Origin of the sequence: Paenisporosarcina macmurdoensis, from assembly GCF_042658845.1 — a bacterium.
GTDB classification, from domain to species: domain Bacteria; phylum Bacillota; class Bacilli; order Bacillales_A; family Planococcaceae; genus Paenisporosarcina; species Paenisporosarcina macmurdoensis.
Genome location: NZ_JBHSRI010000018.1, coordinates 225,747 through 250,804 on the forward strand (window position 1 = coordinate 225,747; position 25,058 = coordinate 250,804).

Annotated in this window: 20 protein-coding genes; 19 read left to right on the forward strand and 1 reads right to left on the reverse strand. The window is 39.0% G+C overall.

Annotated elements, in window-relative coordinates; all coding sequences use genetic code 11:
* Positions 1–25 precede the first annotated feature (25 nt).
* The 7 genes from dxs (at position 26) to ACFPYN_RS10910 (ending at position 7,988) form a co-directional block, all read left to right on the forward strand.
* Positions 26–1,930: a 1-deoxy-D-xylulose-5-phosphate synthase gene (gene dxs / locus ACFPYN_RS10880; protein ID WP_377734129.1), complete on the forward strand. Its 1,905-nt coding sequence runs from the start codon at positions 26–28 to the stop codon at positions 1,928–1,930.
* Positions 1,927–2,745 (forward strand): TlyA family RNA methyltransferase, encoded by an 819-nt coding sequence (locus ACFPYN_RS10885; RefSeq protein ID WP_377734130.1) that lies wholly within the window; start codon positions 1,927–1,929, stop codon positions 2,743–2,745. Before dxs ends, ACFPYN_RS10885 begins: the two co-directional genes overlap by 4 nt.
* A gap of 102 nt (positions 2,746–2,847) precedes the next feature.
* The gene (gene ahrC, locus ACFPYN_RS10890; RefSeq protein WP_377734131.1) at positions 2,848–3,297 is read left to right on the forward strand and encodes a transcriptional regulator AhrC/ArgR; all 450 of its coding nucleotides are present in this window, start codon (positions 2,848–2,850) and stop codon (positions 3,295–3,297) included.
* A gap of 16 nt (positions 3,298–3,313) precedes the next feature.
* Positions 3,314–5,008, forward strand: coding sequence for a DNA repair protein RecN (gene recN, locus ACFPYN_RS10895; RefSeq protein WP_377734133.1), 1,695 nt, complete (start codon positions 3,314–3,316; stop codon positions 5,006–5,008).
* A 112-nt stretch (positions 5,009–5,120) separates the two neighbouring features.
* A complete protein-coding gene (locus ACFPYN_RS10900) occupies positions 5,121–6,080 on the forward strand; it encodes a SpoIVB peptidase S55 domain-containing protein (protein ID WP_377734134.1) in 960 nt (319 codons plus the stop codon).
* A gap of 273 nt (positions 6,081–6,353) precedes the next feature.
* Entirely contained in the window at positions 6,354–7,145 is a 792-nt protein-coding gene (gene spo0A / locus ACFPYN_RS10905; protein ID WP_377734135.1) for a sporulation transcription factor Spo0A, read from the forward strand.
* A 126-nt stretch (positions 7,146–7,271) separates the two neighbouring features.
* Positions 7,272–7,988, forward strand: coding sequence for a glycerophosphodiester phosphodiesterase (locus ACFPYN_RS10910; protein WP_377734136.1), 717 nt, complete (start codon positions 7,272–7,274; stop codon positions 7,986–7,988).
* A gap of 270 nt (positions 7,989–8,258) precedes the next feature.
* On the opposite strand, the gene ACFPYN_RS10915 is transcribed toward ACFPYN_RS10910, so the two are convergent.
* Positions 8,259–8,507, reverse strand: coding sequence for a DUF2627 domain-containing protein (locus ACFPYN_RS10915; RefSeq protein ID WP_377734138.1), 249 nt, complete (start codon positions 8,505–8,507; stop codon positions 8,259–8,261).
* Positions 8,508–8,683: 176 nt separating this feature from the next.
* Between ACFPYN_RS10915 and ACFPYN_RS10920 the strand changes: the two genes are divergently transcribed.
* From ACFPYN_RS10920 to ACFPYN_RS10975, 12 genes are all read left to right on the forward strand, one after another.
* A complete protein-coding gene (locus ACFPYN_RS10920) occupies positions 8,684–10,729 on the forward strand; it encodes a sigma 54-interacting transcriptional regulator (RefSeq protein WP_377734576.1) in 2,046 nt (681 codons plus the stop codon).
* 136 nt (positions 10,730–10,865) lie between these two features.
* Entirely contained in the window at positions 10,866–11,777 is a 912-nt protein-coding gene (gene yqiS / locus ACFPYN_RS10925) for a phosphate butyryltransferase (RefSeq protein ID WP_377734139.1), read from the forward strand.
* A gap of 30 nt (positions 11,778–11,807) precedes the next feature.
* Positions 11,808–12,902, forward strand: a complete 1,095-nt coding sequence (gene bcd / locus ACFPYN_RS10930) for a branched-chain amino acid dehydrogenase (RefSeq protein ID WP_377734140.1) — start codon at positions 11,808–11,810, stop codon at positions 12,900–12,902.
* A 172-nt stretch (positions 12,903–13,074) separates the two neighbouring features.
* Complete coding sequence (buk, locus tag ACFPYN_RS10935) at positions 13,075–14,163, forward strand: butyrate kinase (RefSeq protein WP_377734141.1); 1,089 nt, start codon at positions 13,075–13,077, stop codon at positions 14,161–14,163.
* A 16-nt stretch (positions 14,164–14,179) separates the two neighbouring features.
* Positions 14,180–15,610: a dihydrolipoyl dehydrogenase gene (gene lpdA / locus ACFPYN_RS10940; protein WP_377734143.1), complete on the forward strand. Its 1,431-nt coding sequence runs from the start codon at positions 14,180–14,182 to the stop codon at positions 15,608–15,610.
* Between the two features lie 172 nt (positions 15,611–15,782).
* Entirely contained in the window at positions 15,783–16,793 is a 1,011-nt protein-coding gene (locus ACFPYN_RS10945; protein ID WP_377734144.1) for a thiamine pyrophosphate-dependent dehydrogenase E1 component subunit alpha, read from the forward strand.
* Complete coding sequence (locus tag ACFPYN_RS10950; RefSeq protein WP_377734145.1) at positions 16,793–17,776, forward strand: alpha-ketoacid dehydrogenase subunit beta; 984 nt, start codon at positions 16,793–16,795, stop codon at positions 17,774–17,776. The genes ACFPYN_RS10945 and ACFPYN_RS10950 overlap by 1 nt, the downstream gene beginning before the upstream one ends.
* A 20-nt stretch (positions 17,777–17,796) precedes the next feature.
* Complete coding sequence (locus tag ACFPYN_RS10955; protein ID WP_377734147.1) at positions 17,797–19,110, forward strand: dihydrolipoamide acetyltransferase family protein; 1,314 nt, start codon at positions 17,797–17,799, stop codon at positions 19,108–19,110.
* Positions 19,111–19,460: 350 nt separating this feature from the next.
* Positions 19,461–21,110: a methylmalonyl-CoA mutase family protein gene (locus ACFPYN_RS10960; RefSeq protein WP_377734148.1), complete on the forward strand. Its 1,650-nt coding sequence runs from the start codon at positions 19,461–19,463 to the stop codon at positions 21,108–21,110.
* The gene (gene scpA, locus ACFPYN_RS10965) at positions 21,107–23,260 is read left to right on the forward strand and encodes a methylmalonyl-CoA mutase (protein ID WP_377734149.1); all 2,154 of its coding nucleotides are present in this window, start codon (positions 21,107–21,109) and stop codon (positions 23,258–23,260) included. The genes ACFPYN_RS10960 and scpA overlap by 4 nt, the downstream gene beginning before the upstream one ends.
* A complete protein-coding gene (gene meaB, locus ACFPYN_RS10970; RefSeq protein ID WP_377734151.1) occupies positions 23,260–24,354 on the forward strand; it encodes a methylmalonyl Co-A mutase-associated GTPase MeaB in 1,095 nt (364 codons plus the stop codon). Before scpA ends, meaB begins: the two co-directional genes overlap by 1 nt.
* Before the next feature lie 61 nt (positions 24,355–24,415).
* Positions 24,416–24,856, forward strand: coding sequence for a BrxA/BrxB family bacilliredoxin (locus tag ACFPYN_RS10975; protein WP_377734153.1), 441 nt, complete (start codon positions 24,416–24,418; stop codon positions 24,854–24,856).
* Positions 24,857–25,058: the final 202 nt, after the last annotated feature.

Genomic DNA, 25,058 nt, shown 5'->3' on the forward strand with positions numbered 1-25,058 from the left:
TATTGCGTAAAGGTGTGTGAGGTAGATGGATTTAAATACAATAACAGATCCATCCTTTATTAAAAATTTATCACATGATGAACTATTGAATTTAAGTGAAGATATTCGTTCTTTTTTAATTGAAAAATTATCGGTCACAGGTGGACATATTGGTCCAAACTTAGGCGTGGTCGAACTAACTGTATCTCTTCACCGCATTTTCAATAGTCCTGATGATAAGTTTATTTGGGATGTAGGACATCAAGCATATGTCCATAAAATATTAACAGGTAGAGCAAATCAATTTGATACACTGCGTCAATTTAAAGGATTATGTGGATTCCCGAAACGCATCGAGAGTGAACACGATGTTTGGGAAACTGGACATAGTTCTACTTCATTATCTGCCGCTATGGGTATGGCAGCTGCTAGAGATATTAAAAAAGATAAGAACCATGTTATCCCTATAATTGGTGACGGAGCGTTAACTGGTGGTATGGCATTAGAAGCATTAAATCATATCGGTCATGAAAAGACAGACATGATTGTTATTTTAAATGATAACGAAATGTCCATTGCACCAAACGTAGGTGCTCTTCATACGATCTTGGGTAAACTGAGAACAGCAGGGAAATATAACAAAGCAAAAGACGAATTAGAATATTTGTTAAAGAAAATCCCAGCAGTCGGTGGTAAGTTAGCAGCCACAGCTGAGCGTGTCAAAGATAGTTTGAAATACTTGCTAGTTTCCGGAATCTTCTTTGAAGAACTTGGCTTTACTTATTTGGGACCAATTGATGGTCATAATTATAATGATTTGCAAGAAACATTATTAAATGCGAAAAAAATGAAAGGTCCGGTCTTAGTCCATGTCTTAACGAAAAAGGGCAAAGGATTCCGTCCTGCTGAAGAAGATAAAATCGGCACATGGCATGGAACTGGCCCTTACAAGATGGAAGACGGTGCTTTCTTCAAATCGTCAAATACTGCCCCTTCATGGAGTGGGTTAGTAGCAGAGACTGTTCGCAAATTGGCTCGAGAAGATGAGCGTATAGTAGCTATTACTCCTGCGATGCCTGTTGGTTCTAAGTTAGAAGGATTTGCGTCTGAATTTCCTGAGCGCATGTTTGATGTAGGCATTGCTGAACAGCACGCAACAACTATGGCTGCAGGTCTTGCTACACAAGGAATGAAACCGTTTTTAGCGATTTACTCAACATTCCTGCAACGAGCTTATGATCAAGTAGTTCATGATATTTGCCGTCAAAATCTAAATGTCTTTATTGGAATTGATCGTTCTGGTCTCGTTGGTGCAGATGGCGAAACACACCAAGGTGTATTTGATATTGCCTTTTTACGCCACTTGCCAAACATGGTCATCATGATGCCTAAAGACGAAAATGAAGGTCAACATATGGTGAAAACTGCCATTGAATACAATGATGGTCCAATCGCTTTACGTTATCCAAGAGGTAATGGTTTAGGTGTACCAATGGACGCTGAATTACAAGTGATTCCAATTGGTTCATGGGAAGTGTTAAGAGAAGGAACAGATGCGGCTATTTTGACATTTGGGACAACCATTCCAATGGCATTAGAAGCAGCAGATCGCTTAGCAAAACAAGGCATTCAAGTAGAAGTAATAAATGCCCGATTTATTAAACCACTTGATGTGCATATGTTGCATCAATTAGTGAAACGTGACCTACCATTATTTACTGTTGAAGAAGCCGTTTTACAAGGTGGCTTTGGTAGCAGTATTTTAGAATTCTTGCAAGATCATGATTATACAGGTGTATCTGTTAGTCGTATGGGAATTCCGGATCACTTTATTGAACACGGAAATGTTGATGAATTGTTAAATGAAATTCATATTACTGCTGACGAATTGGTAGTCCGAATTCAAAACAAAATGAATAAAACCGATAAGGCTGGTACTCACGCATTATGATTAAAACCCCAAAAGAAAGAGTCGACGTTTTACTTGTAGAACGTGGACTTTGTGAAACAAGAGAAAAAGCAAAGCGGGCAATTATGGCCGGTACTGTATATACAAATGAAGTTCGCTTAGAAAAACCTGGAGAAAAAATCTTTAGCGATGCACCTCTTCAAGTTAAAGGAAAAGTCATGCCTTATGTTAGTAGAGGTGGCTTGAAACTTGAGAAAGCGCTTGAATATTTCCAAGTGGATGTTAAAGACAAGCTAATGCTCGATATTGGTGCTTCAACAGGAGGCTTCACAGATTGTGCACTTCAAAATGGTGCGCGACATTGTTACGCACTTGATGTTGGATACAATCAGCTAGCTTGGAAAATCCGTCAAGACGACCGTGTTACTATAATGGAACGAACCAATTTCCGTTATGTTACGGGAGTTGATTTAACTGAGGGATTACCTGAGTTTGCAACAATTGATGTTTCATTTATTTCGTTAAAACTCATTTTGCCTGTGTTAAAAACATTACTAGTACCTGGCAGTGATGTCATTGCACTGGTGAAACCTCAATTTGAAGCAGGTAAAGCAAATGTTGGTAAAAAAGGTGTCGTTCGCGATGCCAAAATCCATATGAATGTATTAGAAACGATAGGTAACTTTTCTCAAGAAGTAGGCTTCACTCTTAAGAATGCTTCTTTTTCACCGATAACTGGTGGAGAAGGAAACATTGAATTTTTATTCCATTTAGTTGCAACAGAAACAAATGAGACAATATTTACTGAAGAGCAACTAAAACAAATTGTGCGTGATGCACATCAACAGTTAACATGAAACGGCCTATGTGATAGGTCGTTTTTTTCTTGTACGGATGCTCAGTAAATGGTACGATATGAATAATTAAGTATAATTATTCATTTTTAGGAGTGAACTATGATGAACAAAGGCCAAAGACATATTCGTATTCGGGATATTATTGCTAATCACGAAATAGAAACACAAGACGATTTAGTAGAAATCTTAAAAAACGCGGGATACAATGTAACTCAAGCAACCGTTTCTCGTGATATAAAAGAACTTCATTTAGTAAAAGTGCCATTGCAAGATGGTCGATATAAATATAGTCTGCCAGCAGATCAACGTTTTAACCCTATGCAAAAATTACACCGTGCTCTTACAGATGCTTTTGTAAGCATTGACGGAGCTAGTCATTTTCTTGTTATGAAAACCCTTCCAGGAAATGCTCATGCCATTGGTTCTTTAATTGACCATTTAGACTGGAAAGAGATTTTAGGTACGATTTGCGGGGATGATACGTGTTTAATTATTTGTAAAGATACGACAGAACGTGATTTTATTAAAACAAGATTACTTGAGATGCTTTAAAAAGAGGTGAAACTTTGTGCTAAAAGAATTATCTATTAAAAACTTTGCCATTATTGAAGAGGTGTCGGTGAGCTTTTCAGATGGTTTGACAGTTTTGACGGGTGAAACTGGGGCAGGTAAATCAATCATTATTGATGCCGTTCATTTACTTGCTGGTGGAAGAGGTTCACAAGAATTTATTCGTCATGGTGCCAAAAAAGCAGAACTTGAAGGTTTATTCTATATACAAAATGCACAGCATCCGGTATTTCAAAAATTGCAGGATGTTGGGATTGAAGTAGATGAAGAATCCGTTATATTAAGAAGAGATATTAACGATCATGGGAAAAGTGTTTGTCGGGTTAATGGGAAATTGGTTACTATTGCTATTTTAAGAGAAATTGGTGGCTCATTAATTGATATACATGGTCAACACGAAAGCCAAGAGTTAATGGATGAACGATTACATATTTCTCTACTTGATCAATTTGCGGGAAGTAAGCTTCACCGAGTGAAAGAAAGTTATTCTGGGCTTTTCCAAAATTATATGAAATTAAAAAAGGAACTGGCTGCTGTCAGTGACAATGAACAACAAATTGCTCAAAGAATTGATTTGTATCAATACCAAATCAATGAAATTGATGCAATTGAATTAATTGAAAACGAAGATGAAGAACTTCAGTTAGAACGCAAGAAGTTCCAAAATTACCATAAAACATTTGAACGCATTTCTGCAGCTCATGAAGCACTAAATGGAGAATTAAAAGGGCTTGATTGGATAGGTACAGCTATGAGCGAACTTGAAGATATAGCTTCTTTTGATGAATCGTATAAAGAACAAGCAGAACTTGTATCGAATTCCTTTTATTCCCTTCAAGAACTATCTTATCAACTGAAAAGTGTAATGGACGAATCAGAATTTGATGAAGAACGTTTAAATGTCATTGAAGAAAGATTAGCTGCTATCCAATCCTTAAAACGAAAATACGGCAACTCAATTGAAGAGATACTTGTTTATCGACATAAAATAGGTGAAGAGTTAGATGCGCTTATGAATCGTGATGAACGAATTCAACAACGTCAAAAAGCATTGGATCAAGTTGAAAAAGACCTAGAAATTGATGCAAAAGAATTAACAATATATCGTAAAAAAGCAGCAAAAAGTCTGAGTGAAGCAATCGTACTTCAACTTCGTGAGTTGTTTATGGAGAAAGCCACATTTGAAGTGATTTTTAGACCATCTACTGTTTTTGACAAAAATGGTAAAGACGACGTGTCATTTTATATGTCAACAAATGTTGGAGAGCCAGCTAAGCCAATTTCGAAAATCGCTTCTGGTGGTGAGTTATCACGAATGATGCTAGCACTTAAAGGGATATTCTCTAAACATCAAGGGATTACATCCATCATTTTTGATGAAGTGGATACTGGAGTCAGTGGAAGAGTTGCTCAAGCAATTGCTGAAAAAATTGCTAACATATCACGTTCTTCTCAAGTGCTTTGTATTACGCATCTTCCTCAAGTTGCAGCGATGGCTGATCAACAGCTATTAATTGAAAAAGAAGTTATGGGTAAACGAACGATGACGAAATTAACAGAAGTTACTGGCAAAAATCGAGTTCAAGAATTAAGTCGCATGATGTCTGGATCTGAAATTACGACGTTAACATTGGAACATGCAACGGAATTGCTTTCAATTGCTGAACAAAGAAAAAAATTATCTCATGTATAAAATTAGAAGCACTGCTGTGTCAGCATTTGCTTCTTTTTTTTCGAATATTTACCTTTCATAACAAGTCACATAACACACATATTAACTACATCCTGATAAATGGAGGTGAAATATGCGATGTGTTGCTAATAAACGGTTTATTACCATTCTTTTGGGATTATTGATTGTCTTCCCAACTCACTCTTTAGCAGCGAAAAGTGGTGATGTGTTAATCCCGCTTGGGCATTCAATTGGAGTGCAGTTAAAACTAGAAAACCCAACATTTGTTCACGATGTGATGATTGATGAAAAATGGTGGTTTAAAAACGGTGATCAAATTATATCACTGGATAAAAAATCAATTGAATCGATTGCCGATTGGAAAAAAACGAGTAAAGAAAACAACAATCCAAAAGTTTCCATCGAATTTTTACGTGAAAGCAAAAGACAAGCTGTATTAGTATCTGCAAATCAATTACAAAGTATGCTGCCGTTCTTGCGGGACCATACAGAAGGAATCGGAACAATCACATATATAAACCCTGCAACGAATGAGTATGGTGCATTAGGTCATCAAATAGTGGACCAACAAATCTTGCAGAAACCACCATTTTTAGGTGGTTCCATCTTTTTGTCTGATATTGCGCGAATACACAAAAGTACACCAGGAAAACCTGGTTACAAAATTGCAAAACAGTCATCGTTTCATGTGCAAGTAGGAAATGTGAAGGAAAATACTGTGTATGGTGTATTTGGTGTATTGGGTAACTCAAAATTAGAAAAAGGACGTCCAATTGCTACCTTAAAAGCCAATAACATTCAAAAAGGTAAAGCGGAAGTCTATACAGCAATTGAAGGTAATGAAGTTAATTCATACCAAATAGAAATCATTAAAGTGGAGAAAACCACTTTTCAGTTTATCGTAACGGATAAAGAATTAATTGCTAAAACAGGCGGTATTCTACAGGGCATGAGTGGAAGTCCCATTATTCAAAATGGGAAATTTGCTGGTGCAATCACTCATATGGTGGTTGATAATCCGGTTAAAGGTGCAGCCATCCCTATACAGGAAATGTTGAAAAAACAACCATAAGCAATTTAACCACACATTAAACCACACATTAATAAGTGTGGTTTTTTTTTATTTTTTTGTTATTATTAAAGTAACGATTATTCGACAAAGCTATAGAAAAACTTGACATTCGTCGAAAAGTGTCTAAATCTTCTAACTATTTACCCTATTTTTAAATGATTAAAGGGATTGCGATCAAAATGTCGAATTAACTTTGCAGTGTGAAATTGGGAGAATGTACATTTAAAACAAACATCCATGTTCGCAGTTAGTAGTCTTAAGGGGGAATCAGCATTGGAAAAAATTAAAGTTGCAATTGCAGATGATAACAAAGAACTAGTAAAAACACTCGAATCGTATTTGTCGAGCCATCCGCAAATCGAAGTCATTACAACCGCGCCAAATGGAAAAGTTATATTAAACATGATGGAGAACGAATTGCCTGATGTTTTGTTACTAGATATTATTATGCCTCACTTGGACGGTCTTGCTGTTCTTGAAATGATGCAAGCAAGCGAAACTCTTTCTAAAGTTCAAGTCATTATGTTAACTGCTTTCGGCCAAGAAGATGTGATGAAACAAGCCGTTGATTTAGGCGCTTCTTACTTTATGCTAAAACCATTTGAATTTGATCGCTTAGTTAATCAAATTCTCCAAGTAGCTGGTCATAAGCAAGATAGTTCTCAGCGTTCAAGTGTTTTACAAAGTCAACCACAACAAAAAGTGAATCAAAAAATGATTGATACAACGATTACTGCAGTTATTAAGGAAATCGGCGTTCCTGCACATATTAAAGGTTACGCATATTTACGTGAAGCAATTCACATGGTATATGATGATATCGAGTTGTTAGGGTCCATTACAAAAGTGTTGTATCCTGAAATCGGCGTTAAATTCAACACGACATCTTCACGCGTTGAGCGTGCCATTCGACATGCAATTGAAGTAGCATGGAACCGCGGGAACTATGAATCCATTTCAAAAACTTTTGGTTACACAGTTCACCATTTGAAGAGCAAGCCTACAAATTCAGAGTTCATTGCAATGATTGCTGATAAAATTCGCTTGGAAAACATGGCGAGTTAATCCGAAAACACAGATGCTGATACATAGCATCTGTGTTTTTTTTACCCAGAAAAAGTAAGAATCATGCATATTATAGATAGGAGAGGGTAAAGAAGACTATACATATAGACAAGGTGTTGAAAAATAATGATAAGAGTTCCTATATATGCACATCGAGGAGCTTCAGCATATGCTCTAGAAAACTCCTCTGCAGCTTTTGTGAAAGCGATAGAACTTGGAGCAGATGGGTTGGAGATTGATTTACAATTAACAAAAGATTTAGTGCCAATTGTTACTCATGACTTAGATTTTTGGAGGCTAGCGAGGACGCGAAGAAACGTCTCATCCATGAACTATGACGAAGTAAAGAAGTTAAAACTAGGGACTTCTATTCTACGATTAATTAATGGAAATTCTATATTAACATTCGACGATGTATTAACCTTTGCTGGAAACAATGAATTAGCACTAAATGTGGAGTTAAAAGAAACGTTTATAAATGCTCCAGAACAAATCGACTCATTATTTAGAGGGTCTTATTCTCACCTGAACATACATTTTTCGTCCTTTCATTATGAAGTGCTAGAGCGAATTAAGAATTGTAATCCTATGTTACAAACGGCTTATATCGGGACAAAGAAGACAAACTGGGAAGAACTTGGTCGATTAAAGGCTGCTGATGCGCTGCATATGCATAAAAGGCATTATGTCCAGAAGAAATTAGATTTAGCTTTTCAAGCGAATATGCCGTTACGATTTTACGGGATAGATGGAACCGAAAAATATTTAGCTAAACCACACCCGGTTGTCTTAGGTTGGATCACAGATTATCCTGACAAAGTATTAATAAAACAATTAAGTTAAGGTTATCTATTTCCGAATGGGGTGAAGGGCATTAGCGTGGTTGTCTCACCAAGTCAACTTGCTTATGAACCCTTTGTGAGCGATAAATAGCCCTAAATGAGCGATAAATGGTCCAAGATGAGCGATAAATCACAGGGATGAGCGACAAATAGTCCGAGATGAGCGATAAATCCACATGCGACAAATAATACTGTCTCACTAGCGTGAAGTTGACTAATGAGACAGAGTATCGTTTTCGCATCCATATAAAAAAGGAATTCTGAGGGTATCTCAGGATTCCTTTTTGTTTTTTGCAAATCTAGGTTGAACTTTTCCGTTTTTTCGGTCTCTATGTAATAAAAATCCTGCGAAAAAGCCTAATCCGATAATTAACAAAACAATACCTATAGTAAATTGCAGCCCTAAAAACGGAAACGGCGATATCAATTTACCAAAGATGGTGTCACGGATAAGTTTGATTCCACCTGCTGCCATCAATCCAGGGATTAATAACACGAGAAACGCTAACAAACGTGCCAATTTTATTCATCTCCTAAAACCCTACAATCAGGAATTATAGTAATTTATTTAAAGCAAAATTAAGTCTCTTCTCATTTTACTACCTGCGCATTCATTGTCAAGAACAGCGAAATAAGGTATGATTAAGAAAGATTTTGCAATAGATTGCACAAAGTTAGCGAGGGATTTGAATGTCTTTGCAAAATGTGTTGATAATTGGTGGTGGAGTCGGAGGAACTGAGATTCTGAAATTATTACTATCAGCTGAATTTTTCCACGTACAACGAGTTGTTGATATTGAAGAATCAGCACAAGCTATTCAAATCGCTAAACAACACGACATTGCAACAAGTGCCAAGTGGGAACCTTATTTAACAAATGACTTACATATGATTTTTGATTTAACTGGTCAGCCGGAGGTTTTTGAAGAACTTCTTCGTTTGAGACCTAAGCGGACAGTGCTTATTCCTGGAGCAGTAGCAAATATGCTCATTCGTTTATTACGCGAAAAAGATCAGTTTATACAAATGATTCGTGAAGAATCACATAAGCAACAATTAATATTCAACTCAATAGAAGAAGGCATGATTGGCATTGATGCCAAAGGTTTAGTGAATTTTTTCAATAAAAGCGCTGAACGCATGACGGATATTTCTGTAGAGCAAGCGATGGGTAAACCTATTTATGAAGTGATTCCATCGAGTGAATTGCCACGAATTTTTGAAACTGGACGGACAGAATTGAATAGGGAGTTGGCTTTAAGTAACGGTTTAAAAATTGTCACTTCCAGATTTCCGGTAATTGACGAAAACGATCAATGTATTGGTGCATTTTCTGTTTTTAAAGATATTTCAGAAGTCGTCAATTTAGCTGGTGAAATTACCAATTTAAAAGAAATTCAAACGATGCTCCAAGCTATTATCCAATCGAGTGACGACGCTATTTCCGTTGTGGATGAAGAAGGAAAAGGCTTGTTAATTAATCCGGCTTATACACGAATTACGGGTCTCGAGACTGAGGATATCATTGGGAAACCAGCAACTACGGATATAAGTGAAGGTGAAAGTATTCACTTAAAAGTATTGCAAATGCGTAAGCCCATTCGTGGTGTGAATATGCGTGTTGGTCCTTTGAAGAGAGAGGTTATTGTCAATGTTGCACCTATCATTGTTAACAACCGCTTAAAAGGTAGCGTTGGTGTCATTCATGATATGACCGAAATTCGTTCATTAATGAAAGAACTCGACCGGGCTAGAAGCATCATTCGAACTTTAGAGTCTAAATATACTTTCGACGATATCATTGGAGATTCAAATGAAATGAGAATTTCGATTGAACAAGCAAAATTAGCAGCGAACACTCCTGTTACGGTGCTTTTGCGTGGAGAGTCAGGCACAGGAAAAGAACTTTTTGCGCACGCCATTCATAGTTCGAGCGATCGGAAGTACAATAAGTTCATTCGTGTTAATTGTGCGGCTATTGCAGAGCATTTACTTGAGAGTGAATTATTTGGATACGAGGAAGGCGCATTTACTGGTGCTAAACGCGGCGGTAAAAGAGGTTTATTTGAAGAAGCGAACCATGGCAGTATTTTTTTAGATGAAATTGGGGAACTTTCGAGTAATACGCAAGCCAAATTGTTGCGCGTGTTACAAGAAAGCGAAATTGTGCGGGTAGGTGGAACGAAATCTATCACAATTGATGTGCGAGTAATCGCAGCAACTAATATTCATATGGAAAAAGCGATGTTAGAGGGGAAATTTAGAGAAGACCTGTATTATCGATTAAATCGAATGCCTATTCAGATTCCTCCTTTACGCAGTCACAAACAAGACATACCCGCAATAGCTGATCGTCTACTTGTAAAGCTTAATCAAGAGTATGGGCGAAATGTTGAAGGAATATCAGAAGTGGCATTGCAGCGACTTGTTGTTTATTCTTGGCCAGGTAATGTAAGAGAGCTTGAAAATATCATTAGCCGTGGCATGATTTTTATGAAACCTACAGAGTCTGTATTAGACGATCATCATTTGCCGCTATCGATGATGAATCAACTAGAACAAGAATCAAGTCATCCATTGCAAGAGATACTACCACTTGTAGATCAAATGGATCGCATGGAAAAAGAAATACTTTCGTCTGCGCTCAAAATGGCAAAAGGGAATAAGTCGAAAACTGCCAAACAACTTGGGATTTCTCTTCGTACGCTCTATTATAAATTGGAAAAATATGAGCTAGCATAACATTGCATGCAAATAGTTGCATGGTTTGCAATCATTTGCATGGCGAAATAGATGAAATGTTGACAAATAAAGCGTTTTCACGATTGTCATATTGGCACACTTTATGCTTAAATTATAAATGTTGGGGTGAATACAAATGAAATTAACCGATTTAATCAAACAAGCTTCAGCTTCAGACAAAAATGTCGTTGCGGTAGCGTCTGCTGCGAACTTGGAAGTACTAGAAGCTGTGAGCATGGCGCTTGAACATAACATGGCAAGCTTTCGTTTGTATGATAAGGAACAAAAGTTGAAAGAAATGATGATTGAGCATTTCCCTCACCTTTTGAATCATCCAAATATTTTCACCAAACATGTTAAAGATGATCAACAAGCGGCAATCGCTGCCGTCAAGTCTGTTCATTTAAAAGAAGCAAATGTTTTAATGAAAGGGCATATTCCAACAGCATTAATTTTAAAGGCTGTATTGAACCCGGATTTCGGACTTCGAACAGGAAGTGTACTATCACATGTAGCGGCATTCGAAATCAATGGTTTTGAACGTTTGATTCTTGTAACCGATGCTGCGATGAACATTGCGCCAGATTTAGCGCAAAAAGCACAAATTGTCCAAAATGCTGTGATGGTTGCACATTCAGTTGGAATTGAAAATCCAGTTGTCGCTGCTTTGGCGGCAGTTGAAACGGTCAATCCATCTATGCAACCGACTCTTGACGCTGCTTCTTTAGTAGCAATGAACATAAGAGGACAAATCAAAGGCTGCGTTATTGATGGACCAGTCGCACTTGATAATGCTATTTCGGTTGAGGCTGCTCACCATAAAGGTTTGACAGGTCAACATGCTGGACAAGCTGATATTTTACTTGTACCGAATATCGAAGCAGGCAATATTTTATACAAATCACTTGTTTACTTTGCGAGAGCAAAAGTGGGAGCGGTTATTGTTGGAGCAAAAGCACCAATTGTCTTAACTTCACGTGCGGATAGTGCCGACAGCAAATTAAACTCATTAGCATTAGCAATTTGTTCATCTAATAACGACGACTAAAGTACAACCAAAAACAAGGAGGAATTTAAAATGGAAATTTTTAAATATATGGAGACTTACGATTACGAACAATTGGTATTCTGCCAAGATAAAACTTCAGGATTAAAAGCAATTATCGCAATTCACGATACAACACTAGGGCCAGCATTAGGCGGGACTCGTATGTGGACTTACGCTTCAGAAGAAGACGCAATTGAAGATGCACTTCGTTTAGCAAAAGGAATGACATATAAAAATGCAGCTGCTGGTTTAAACCTTGGCGGCGGTAAAACAGTTATTATCGGCGATCCTTTAAAAGACAAAAACGAAGAAATGTTCCGTGCTTTCGGTCGTTTCATTCAAGGCTTAAACGGTCGTTATATTACGGCTGAAGATGTGGGTACTACTGTTGCAGATATGGATTTAATTCATGAAGAAACTAATTACGTTACAGGTATTTCACCTGCATTTGGTTCTTCAGGTAACCCATCTCCAGTTACTGCATACGGTGTATACCGTGGTATGAAAGCTGCAGCTATGGAAGCATTCGGTAGTGATTCACTTGAAGGCAAACGTGTTGCTGTTCAAGGTGTCGGTAACGTTGCCTATCACTTATGCCGTCACTTATATGAAGAAGGCGCAATTTTAATTGTTACAGATATTAATAAAGCCGCTGTCGATCGTGTAGTTGAAGAGTTTGGTGCTACTGCAGTTAACACGGATGAAATCTATTCTCAAGAAGTTGATATTTTCGCTCCATGTGCTCTTGGTGCAATCATTAATGACGAGACGATTCCACAATTAAAAGCAAAAGTTATCGCAGGTGCAGCAAATAACCAATTAAAAGAACCAAAACATGGTGATTTAATTCATGAACTAGGTATCATTTATGCTCCTGACTATGTTATCAACGCTGGTGGAGTAATTAACGTAGCTGATGAGTTAAATGGTTATAACCGTGAACGTGCAATGAAACGTGTAGAAACAGTCTATGACAACATAGCTAAAGTAATGGAAATTTCACGCACACAAGGAATTCCAACTTACGTAGCGGCTGACCGTTTGGCTGAAGAACGTATTGCTCGTGTTGGTAAATCACGTAGCCAATTCTTACAAAATGAAAAACATATTTTAAGCGGACGTTAATCAAAAAAAGTTATAAAGCACTCTTTAGCTCGGCTCCTTTGGTAAAGAAACGAATCGAAAACTGGTTTTTTGATGAGATTCTAAAGCACAGGGGCGGGCTGGAGCTTGTTGCTTATACTTTAGTTGAAATGATTTATAGTAGTAAATTTTGAAAGTTTTGGGAGGAATCATTGTGCAAGAACATTCATATCGCATTCTTGTCATCAACCCAGGTTCCACATCTACAAAAATTGGTGTTTTTGAAAACGATTTTTTATTGATGGAAAAAACTATCCGACATTCTTCTGAGGAAATCGGAGCGTTTTCTTCAATCATTGAACAGTACGAATTTCGTAAGCAAACGATTTTAGAAGCATTGGATGAAGAAGGTATTAACATTTCGAAGTTGTCAGCTGTTTGTGGTAGAGGCGGGCTCCTTCGTCCAATTGAAGGCGGAACTTATGCGGTAAATGATGCAATGCTAGTAGATTTAAGAAAAGGTTACTCAGGTCAACACGCCTCTAATTTAGGTGGAATTTTAGCATTTGAAATTGCAACAGGTTTGAATATACCTTCATACATTGTCGATCCAGTGGTCGTTGATGAGTTGGCTCCGATTGCACGCATTTCAGGATTTTCGTTAATTGAACGTAAATCGATTTTTCATGCACTAAATCAAAAAGCTGTTGCACGACGATATGCTAAAAAGTGTGGCAAGGCTTATGAGGACATGCGACTGATCGTTACTCATATGGGTGGCGGTATTACAGTTGGCGTCCATGAAAACGGCCGAGTAGTCGAAGTAAACAATGGGTTACACGGAGACGGACCATTTAGTCCAGAACGTGCAGGGACTGTTCCTGCCGGCGACTTAATTGATCTTTGTTTCTCAGGTGAATATTATCGACACGAAATCATGAAAAAATTAGTAGGACAAGGTGGACTCGTTAGTTACCTTGGTACGAACGATGCAGTGGCTATTGAAAAGCGCATAGCAAAAGGCGATAAAGAGGCTGAACTTATATATGAAGCGATGGCGTATCAAGTTGCGCGTGAGATTGGTTCGGCAAGTACTGTGTTAGAAGGTAAAATTGACGCCATCATTTTAACTGGTGGATTGGCATACGGAAAAGACTTTGTTGAGTCGATTTCAAAACGTATTAACTGGATTGCTGATGTTGTGGTACTACCAGGTGAAGATGAATTACAAGCATTGTCAGAAGGCGCCATTCGCGTGTTAAATGGTGAAGAACAAGCAAAAGTGTACCCGAACCTAAATTAAAAGGAGGCCGAAAGTTATGGCTCAAAATTACGATATCGTTATTCTTGGAGGCGGAACTGGCGGATATGTAGCAGCAATCCGTGCGGCTCAATTAGGACTTAAAACAGCAATCGTTGAAAAAGGAAACTTAGGTGGAACTTGTTTACATAAAGGTTGTATTCCAAGTAAAGCGTTACTTCGTAGCGCAGAAGTATATGCAACGACAAAAAACCACGCTGCAGACTTTGGCGTTAATACGAGAGAAGTAACATTAGATTTCTCCCGTGTACAAGCACGTAAGGAAAGTATTGTTTCACAGCTTCACCAAGGTGTTCAAGGGTTGATGAAAAAAGGGAAGATTGATGTATTTGAAGGTACTGGCAGAATGTTAGGACCGTCAATCTTCTCTCCATCTCCAGGTGGAACGGTTTCTGTTGAAATGAACAATGGTGAAGAAAATGAAATGCTGATTCCCAAAAACGTAATCATTGCGACAGGATCACGACCACGTTCACTTCCAGGCTTAACAATTGATGGCACACAGGTTATGACTTCTGATGAAGCACTTGTGATGACGGAATTACCGAAATCCATCTTAATCGTTGGTGGCGGTGTGATTGGAATCGAATGGGCATCTATGTTGAATGACTTTGGTGTTGAAGTAACCGTAATTGAATATGCAGATCGCATTATCCCAACGGAAGATGCGGATGTTTCAAAAGAAATGCAAAAATTATTAGCTAAAAAAGGCATTACCTTTGCGACAAGTGCAAAAGTGTTAGCTGAGACATTAGAAACTTCAGAGGGTTCTGTGACAATTTCTGCAGAGTTTAAAGGGGAAACGAAAACGTTTACAGCTGAAAAGATGTTAGTATCGGTTGGTCGTCAAGCTAATGTAGAAAACATAGGTATTGAAAACACGGATATCGTTGTGGATAAAGGATTTGTGCAAGTGAAAAACACGTTCCAAACGAAGGAATCTCATATTTATGCAATTGGGGATGTCATCGGTGGCTTACAACTTGCACACGTTGCTTCTCATGAAGGCATTACTGCGGTTGAACATATTGCAGGACAAAAAACACATGCGATTGACTACAATTTAGTATCTCGTTGTATTTATTCTAATCCAGAAGCTGCAAGCGTAGGAATCACGCAACAACAAGCTAAAGAACAAGGTTTTGATGTGAAAGTGGGTAAATTCTCATTTAAAGCAATCGGAAAAGCACTTGTTTACGGTGAATCAGACGGCTTTGTGAAAATAATTGCTGATAAAAATACAAATGATATTCTTGGCGTACACATGATTGGACCACATGTAACAGATATGATTTCTGAAGCTGGTCTAGCTATGGTACTTGATGCAACACCTTGGGAAATTGCAAACACAATTCACCCACATCCAACACTTTCAGAAGTGATGGGCGAAGCGGCTTTGGCTGTTGAAGGTAAAGCAATCCACATGTAACAATCGGAAGTTCAAAAAGTCCGCTTAAAATAGCAGTCGTATCTCTTCGTTGGCTTGCTTCTCCGCTCCTCACGTATTGAAACATACGCTGTGGTGCTCGAAGACTACGCCGCCTTGACCTACTCGGCTCTTTTAATGCTCCTTTTTGAACATTAATAAGGGGGATGTTCAGATGGTAAAAAATCGTCATGAAGAACTAGGGTTATCTAACGATGACGTACTGAAAATATTTGAAACGATGCTTATGGCACGTCGAGTGGATGAGCGTATGTGGTTATTAAACCGTGCAGGGAAAATTCCTTTCGTTATTTCATGTCAAGGTCAAGAAGCTACACAAGTTGGAGCAGCTTACGCACTTGATAATACGAAAGATTATATCGCACCTTATTACCGTGATATGGGTGTAGTTTTACACTTCGGTATGACTGCTCAAGATTTAATGCTTTCTGCGTTTGCAAAAGCGGAAGATCCAAACTCAGGTGGACGTCAAATGCCTGGTCACTTTGGACAAAAGAAAAATCGTATATTGACAGGTTCTTCACCTGTTACAACACAACTTCCACATGCAGTTGGTGTAGCACTTGCTGGGAAAATTAAGAAAAAAGATTTCATTACTTTCGTCACGCTAGGTGAAGGTTCATCTAACCAAGGTGATTTCCACGAAGGTTTGAACTTTGCAGGCGTTCATAAACTACCATGTATTACTTTAGTAGAAAACAATAAGTATGCCATTTCTGTACCTTACGCAAGACAGGTAGCTGCTAAAAACGTATCTGACCGTGCAATTGGCTACGGTATGCCTGGGTTCACAGTTGATGGAACAGATCCTTTAGAAGTTTATAAAGTGGTCAAAGAAGCTGCTGACCGTGCTCGTAGTGGAGAAGGTCCAACACTAATCGAAGCAGTATCACACCGTTTGACGGCTCACTCATCTGATGATGATCAACGTCAATACCGTACTAAAGAAGATCTTGCAGAAGGGGTCGCTGCTGATCCAATCGGCAAGTTTGCGGCTTATTTAACAGAATTGAACATTTTAAATGAAGAACTTGAAAAAGATATGAATGATCGAATTATGAAAGAAGTAAACGAAGCAACGGATTATGCAGAAAATGCTCCATACGCTGCACCAGAAAGTGCTTTAAAATACGTCTATGCTGAAAAAGACGGGGGGAACGCATAATGGCAGTTATGTCTTATATTGACGCGATTACACTCGCAATGAAAGAAGAGATGGAACGTGATGAAAACGTATTTATCCTTGGTGAAGACGTAGGTCATAAAGGTGGCGTATTCAAAGCCACTCAAGGATTATTCGATCAATTCGGGGAAGACCGCGTAATGGACACTCCTTTAGCAGAATCTGCTATTGCTGGTGTTGGGATCGGTGCAGCAATGTATGGAATGCGTCCAATTGCAGAAATGCAATTTGCTGATTTCATCATGCCAGCCGTTAACCAAATCATTTCTGAAGCTTCTCGTATTCGTTACCGTTCAAATAATGACTGGTCTTGTCCAATCGTTTTCCGTGCACCTTTTGGTGGGGGAATTCATGGCGCACTTTATCATTCACAATCCGTGGAAGCAATTTTTGCTAACCAACCTGGTTTGAAAATCGTGATTCCTTCAACTCCTTACGATGCAAAAGGCTTATTAAAAGCTGCAATTCGTGATGATGATCCAGTTATGTTCTTTGAACACAAACGTGCTTACCGTCTAATTAAAGGCGAAGTGCCTGAAGATGATTATACGATTGAAATTGGTAAAGCTGACGTTAAGCGTGAAGGTGAAGACATTACTGTAATCACTTATGGTCTTGCGGTTCACTTTGCACTTCAAGCTGCTGAACGACTTGAGCAAGATGGTATATCTGCGCACATTCTTGATTTACGCACGATTTATCCATTAGACAAAGAAGCCATTATTGAAGCTGCTTCAAAAACAGGAAAAGTTCTTCTTGTTACTGAAGATAATATGGAAGGTAGCATCATGGGTGAAGTTGCAGCAATCATTGCTGAAAACTGCTTGTTTGACCTAGATGCACCAATTAAGCGTTTAGCAGGACCTGATATTCCAGCAATGCCTTACGCACCTACAATGGAAAAATTCTTTATGATTAATCCAGATAAAGTCGAAAAAGCTATGCGTGAATTAGCTGAATTTTAACATGAAAGGAGGAGTTACACTTGGCAATCGAAGAAATTAAAATGCCCCAACTCGGCGAATCGGTAACAGAGGGAACAATCGAAAAATGGTTAGTTCAACCGGGTGATAAAGTTAATAAATACGATTCTCTTGCAGAAGTAAATACTGATAAAGTGACAGCTGAAGTTCCTTCATCATTTACTGGTGTTATTAAAGAACTTATCGCTAAAGAAGGCGAAACTTTAGAAGTTGGCGCGGTTGTTTGTACCATCGAAACAGAAGGTGGAGCTTCTTCACAACCAGCGTCTGCTGAATCTACCTCTACTGATAAAAAAACAGCAACTGAAATGCCTGCTGCAGAGTCGAAAAAAGCTGCAGCTCCAGCTCCAGTTGAACGTGAAAAAGGATCGAAAGCCCGTTATTCACCGTCTGTGCTAAAAATCGCACAAGAAAACGACATTGATTTAACACTTGTCGAAGGTTCTGGTAATGAAGGACGTATTACTCGTAAGGATTTACTAACTCTTATCGAGAGTGGTAATATCCCGACTGCTAAAGCAGAACAAGTGGCTCCTAAAGCTGAAACTGCACCAACTCAAACAATGGCATCTGCTAAACCAGCTGCTGCTCCAGTTAATGTACCAGTTGCTGTTGGAGATATTGAAATTCCGATTACAGGAATTCGTAAAGCCATCGCTGCAAACATGTTACGTAGTAAACATGAAGCACCACATGCATGGACGATGATTGAAGTTGATGTAACAAATCTTGTTCAATATCGTGATAGCATCAAAAATGAATTCAAGAAAAAAGAAGGCTTCAATGTGACTTATTTCGCATTCTTCGTTAAAGCAGTTTCTCAAGCTTTAAAAGAATTCCCAATGATGAACTCAATGTGGGCTGGCGATAAAATCGTTATGAAAAAAGACATTAATATTTCAATCGCAGTTGCGACTGAAGATGCATTGTATGTTCCAGTTATTAGAAGTGCTGATGAGAAAACGATCAAAGGCATCGGTCGTGAAATCAATGAACTTGCAGGCAAAGTACGTGCAGGTAAATTGAAATCTGACGAAATGCAAGGTGGAACTTTCACAGTGAATAACACGGGATCATTTGGTTCAATTCAATCTATGGGGATTATCAATTATCCACAAGCAGCGATTCTACAAGTTGAATCGATCGTTAAACGTCCAGTAATTATGGATGGTGGTATGATTGCTGCTCGTAGTATGGTTAATTTATGTTTATCACTAGATCACCGCGTATTAGATGGTCTTGTATGTGGCCGCTTCTTAGCACGTGTGAAAGAAATCTTGGAAAACATGACGAAAGAAAACACTTCAGTTTACTAAACGAAAAGCGGAGCAGGCCAAGGTGGACCGACTCCGACGTTGGAGCAACTGAATCGAAAACGAGTTTTCGAATGAAGTTGTGAAACGGAGGTGCGGTCTGGCCTGCAAAGCTAGACACTGACTAGTGCAAACGTCTTTCTAGCGAGTCTCTGGTTTGGATGGTTGAAAGGCAAAGCTTTTGCCTATCTGACCCGGTATTCTCACGAGTCGACGCTTGAAACTAGACATAAAACAAAAAGCCCGATGCCGAAACTCTTGGTGATCGGGCTTTTTGTCCTTTTAACAAAGCCGATTCTCAGTTAGACTAGAAGTATGCAACAGATTCGAAGGAGGGAAGCGCAAGCGACCACATGACAATCGAACAAATGAAGAATACGACGTTTCCAAAAGCAAGTTTTGATGAGTGGAAAGATGCAGCAGTCCGTACGTTAAAAGACAGACCGTTTGAGCAACTGATTACACCTACTTTTGAAGGAATCAACCTTCAACCTTTATATACGTCTGAACATTTACATAACACCCTGAACTATTCCGAAATAGTTTCACATGCAAAAAAAGATGCTAATTGGCAAATCGCACAAGCGGTAACAAGTAATTCAGCTTCTGAATTTCTACATAAGTCGAAAGCTCAGTTGGAACGTGGCAATGAAGTGATTGTTTACGTAGCACCAACGCCAACATGGACATGGTCTGATGAGGAACTTAAAGAATTAGCTAGCTTATTAAGCGTACATCCATTTTATTTATCGACGTCCACAACTGACGATGAAATTATCGGAGTTTTTGAGCTGTTTTCGAAGCAGCAACAAGTGGAGCTTAATGGTTATGTAAATGGTTTATCTTCCAACTCGTTAAAAACGATGATTTCAACCAATGATATTCACCATTCAGGCGGTACAGCTGTTCATGAATTAACGTATGCTTTAGTCAAATTATCAAAACTAGCTGACAAACAAAGTGATTTTACGAGTAAGGTTGCTGTTCAATTTGCAGTCGACACGAACTTCTTTATGGAAATAAGTAAATTACGTGCTTTTCGCGTATTGTGGAAAGCGTTTTCAACGGCTTATAACGTAGAGCCTACCGCTATCCCGATGTTAGCTGAGACGTCACTACGCTCTTATTCTAAATTAGATCCGACTGTTAATTTATTACGCGCAGGTAATGCAGCATTTTCTGCAGTTTTAGGCGGAGCAGATATGATTACGGTGAAACCACATGATGTATTAACGGGTAGCTCACCTTCATCTGAACGGATTGCACGTAATGTCCAATTAGTTATTCGTGAAGAAACGATGGTCAATAAGATGATAGATGTTGCTGCAGGTTCCTATTATGTTGAATCCTTAACTGCAGACCTTGTTCGTCAGTCATGGGCTTTATTTTTACAAGTAGTAGAAATGACTCCACAACAACAAGAGAGCTATCTAATGGAACTGGCACATGATGTACAGGCTTCTCGTATACAAGTGCTGGCTAAGCGCAAAGCATCTTTAATTGGAACAAATATGTATGCCAATCCGGATGATCTTGTATCAGCTTCTGTTTCAAATGAAAGTACCGATAGACTAGCCATTCCATTTGAACAACTTCGTCAGCATTTTGAAGAAAACCCAATGAAGGCGGCAGTCGTTTCATTTGGAGTGTTGAAAGAAGTTAAACCAAGAGCCGACTTTGTTCAAGGATTTTTGCAAGCAGGAGGGTTAAATCCCGTAATGAGTCCTGTCTTTACCAAGGCTGACGAAGCATGGCACTGGGTAAAATCCAACCAAGTCGACTATGTAGTAATAGCTGCAAAAGATGAAGTAACGAAAGAGATTTTGCCACTCTTCCTACAACTAACGGATCAACAAACCATTATAGATGTTGCAGGGAAATTTGCTGAAGAAAAGCAATGGCATGAAATAGGCTTAAACAGTACGATTTATGCAGGGCAAGATTTAATTGAAAAAATGCATCAGCTTATAGAGGTCAAAAAGAAAGGGGTGCAGGGGATATGAAGCCTAATTTTAAAGCGGTTCAATTAGAAAGCATTGTTTCTCAAGAAAAGAATTCATCAACGACAGAACAGTCTTTTTTAACAAATGAAGGCATACGACTGAATTCTAGATATGCAAAAGAAGATGTTGAATCACTTGAGCATTTGTCAGATTTCCCAGGTATTGCGCCTCATACGCGTGGACCGTACCCTACCATGTATGTATCACGCCCTTGGACAGTTCGGCAATATGCTGGATTTTCAACAGCAGAAGAAAGCAATGCGTTTTATCGTCGAAACTTAGCGATGGGACAAAAAGGCCTTTCTGTTGCATTTGATTTAGCCACACACCGAGGATACGATTCGGATCACCCGCGAGTAACTGGTGATGTTGGGAAAGCCGGAGTTGCTATCGATTCAATCGAAGATATGAAAATCCTGTTTAATGGTATACCTCTTGATCAAATGTCGGTGTCGATGACCATGAATGGTGCTGTATTGCCCATCTTAGCGTTTTATATTGTAACAGCTGAAGAACAAGGCGTTTCACCAGAACAACTTGCAGGAACGATTCAAAACGATATTTTAAAAGAGTATATGGTGCGTAACACATATATTTATCCACCTAAAATGTCGATGAAAATCATTGCTGATATTTTTGAATACACATCGAAATTTATGCCGAAATTTAATTCTATCTCTATTTCTGGCTATCATATGCAAGAAGCGGGTGCCACTGCTGATATCGAGTTAGCTTACACATTGGCTGATGGTCTCGAATATGTACGAACAGGATTACAAGCTGGTATTGACATCGATTCATTTGCTCCACGTTTGTCGTTCTTCTGGGCGATTGGCATGAACTACTTTATGGAAGTGGCGAAAATGCGAGCTGCTCGTCGAATATGGGCGCAAATGATGCAAACGTTTGAGCCAAAGAATCCAAAATCATTGGCACTTCGAACGCATTCTCAAACATCTGGATGGAGTTTAACTGAACAAGATCCTTTTAATAATGTAACGAGAACATTAATCGAAGCAAATGCTTCAGCAATGGGACATACACAATCACTGCACACAAATGCATTGGATGAAGCGATTGCTTTGCCTACTGATTTCTCAGCTCGAATTGCGCGAAATACACAGCTTTTCTTACAAGAAGAAACGATGATGACAAAAGTCATTGACCCATGGGGCGGTTCGTATGCTGTCGAAAAATTAACAGATGAATTAATGCAAAAAGCTTGGGCGTTGATTGAAGAAATCGAAGAACTTGGTGGAATGGCCAAAGCGATTGAGACAGGTTTGCCGAAAATGAAAATTGAAGAAGCAGCTGCTAAAAAACAAGCGCAAATAGATTCTGGTAAAGAAATCATCATCGGTGTAAATAAATTCAGATTATCAGAAGAAGATCCAATTGATATCTTAAATATTGATAATACGGTTGTACGTCAAACACAAATTGACCGCATTGAAAAAATGAAACAATCGCGTAAAGACAATGACGTCAAACTTGCACTAACTGCCCTTACAAAGGCTGCAGAATCTGGGGAAGAAAATCTCCTTGCATGTGCTGTTCAAGCTGCGAGAGTTCGTGCTACACTTGGTGAAATTTCAGATGCCATTGAAAACGTATCTGGGCGACATAAGGCGGTGATTCGTTCCGTGAGTGGTGTATATAGTTCAAACTTCTCGAATGATGAAGAAATTAAAGCGGTTAAAGACATGACAGAAGATTTTAAAGAAAATGAAGGTCGACGTCCACGAATTTTGATTGCCAAAATGGGTCAAGATGGACACGACCGTGGGGCTAAAGTTATTGCGACTGCTTTTGCAGATTTAGGCTTTGACGTAGATATTGGCCCGTTATTCCAAACACCTGAAGAAACGTCTAGACAAGCAGCTGAAAACGACGTTCATGTAATAGGTGTTAGTTCGCTTGCTGCAGGTCATATGACACTTGTCCCAGCACTTCAAAGTGAATTGAAGAAAATGGGACGTGAAGATATTCTGATCGTGGTTGGAGGAGTAATTCCTGCTCAAGATTACGCGTTTTTACGTGAAAACGGAGCTTCTGCGATTTTTGGACCAGGAACGGTCATTCCAGTGGCAGCCGCAAAAGTAATTGAAGAAATTTACCGACGTCTTGGGTACGAGGAAGTGAAGGAATAATGGAAGGTCAAGAGAACCAGCAGAAAAGCGCTATGAATGTCATGAGTGGACTTAAGTCGACTCATGACGGCATGGGGCAAACGACTCGAAAGCAATTTCGAAGGTCTCATAAAAAAGAGATTTCTGTCGATGATTTTTCTCGTGAAATTCGTCATGGTTCTAGGCTCCATTTGGCTAAAGCCATCACGTTGCTTGAAAGTACGGTAGCTGAAGATAAACGAACAGGTCAGCGCTTACTGCAAGAACTTCTTCCGCATACGGGAAATAGTATTCGAATTGGCATAACTGGAGTTCCAGGTGCCGGGAAAAGTACATTTATCGAGGCATTTGGTAAACATTTATGCGAAATGGGATATAAAGTAGCAGTTCTTGCTATAGATCCTAGCTCAAGCATATCCGGGGGAAGTATTTTAGGCGATAAAACAAGAATGGAAGAACTCGTTCGACACGAAAACGCTTTTATTCGACCATCCCCAACTGCAGGTACATTAGGTGGCGTTCATAAAAAAACGCGAGAAAACATGTTACTGTGTGAAGCTGCAGGATATGATGTCATCTTAATAGAAACTGTCGGTGTAGGACAGAGCGAAACGATTGTCCGTGGCATGGTAGATTTCTTTATGTTATTAGTGTTGACGGGTGCTGGGGACGAACTCCAGGGGATGAAAAAGGGCATTATGGAATTAGCCGATTTGTTAGTCGTACACAAAGCAGATGGTGATAACGCGAAAATGTCGAAAAAAACCGCTGCTGAATACGAACAAATTCTTCATTTTCTGCAACCAGCAACGCCAGGATGGACTACAAAAGCTATGCCCGTGTCTTCTATTGAACACATCGGTATAAATGAAGTATGGCAAATCATTCGTAAGTTCAAAGAGACACTCATAACCTCTGGTGTTTTCGAAGATCGACGCCAGTCCCAAACGAAAGATTGGTTCCATACCATGATTACAGATCGATTAATGGATAATTTTTATGAATTACCTGATACGAAGTCACAAGTGAAATTGTTAGAGCATGAAATTTTGCAAGGCGATATGACGGTTTCTCAAGCCGTTGAAAATTTATTTCCACGCACGCTTAAAACATAGGTTTTGCGTGTCTATTAATGAACTGCTATTATTAGAATGAAGTTCGAGAGGAGTTTTACAAATGAACATGGATTTTAACTTATTAATGAATGATATAGTACGACAAGCACGCGGTGAAATGGAAGCAAGTGGGTATGAACAATTAAATTCTCCAGATGACGTTGAACAAGCATTTGCTCGTAAAGGTACTTCACTAGTCATGATCAACTCAGTGTGTGGTTGTGCAGGCGGAATTGCTCGTCCAGCAGCTGCCAATGCAGTACATTACGATAAACGTCCAGATCATTTAGTTACCGTATTTGCAGGACAAGATAAAGAAGCAACTGCTCAAGCACGTATGCTTTTTGGTGAAGAACACTTACCTTCATCACCGTCATTCGTTCTTTTGAAAGATGGACAAGCTGTTGCTGAAATTGGTCGCCACGAAATAGAAGGTCATGATCCAATGTCAGTTATCGCTCATATTCAATCACTTTTTGAAGAGCATTGTGACGAACTATAAAAATTAGAGGGGCACTATTCAGTGCTCTTTTTTGTTCAGATATAAACTAACCCTCTTTTGAATCGGGTGGTTGTCCATTCAGCATGCTTAGTCGTCCATTCACTATGCTAAGTGGTCCATTCAGACGGGGGTGTTGTCCACTCACTGTGTGTTGTTGTCCATTCGCTTGGAGAAGGACACTATTCCACTGGAGAAGGACACC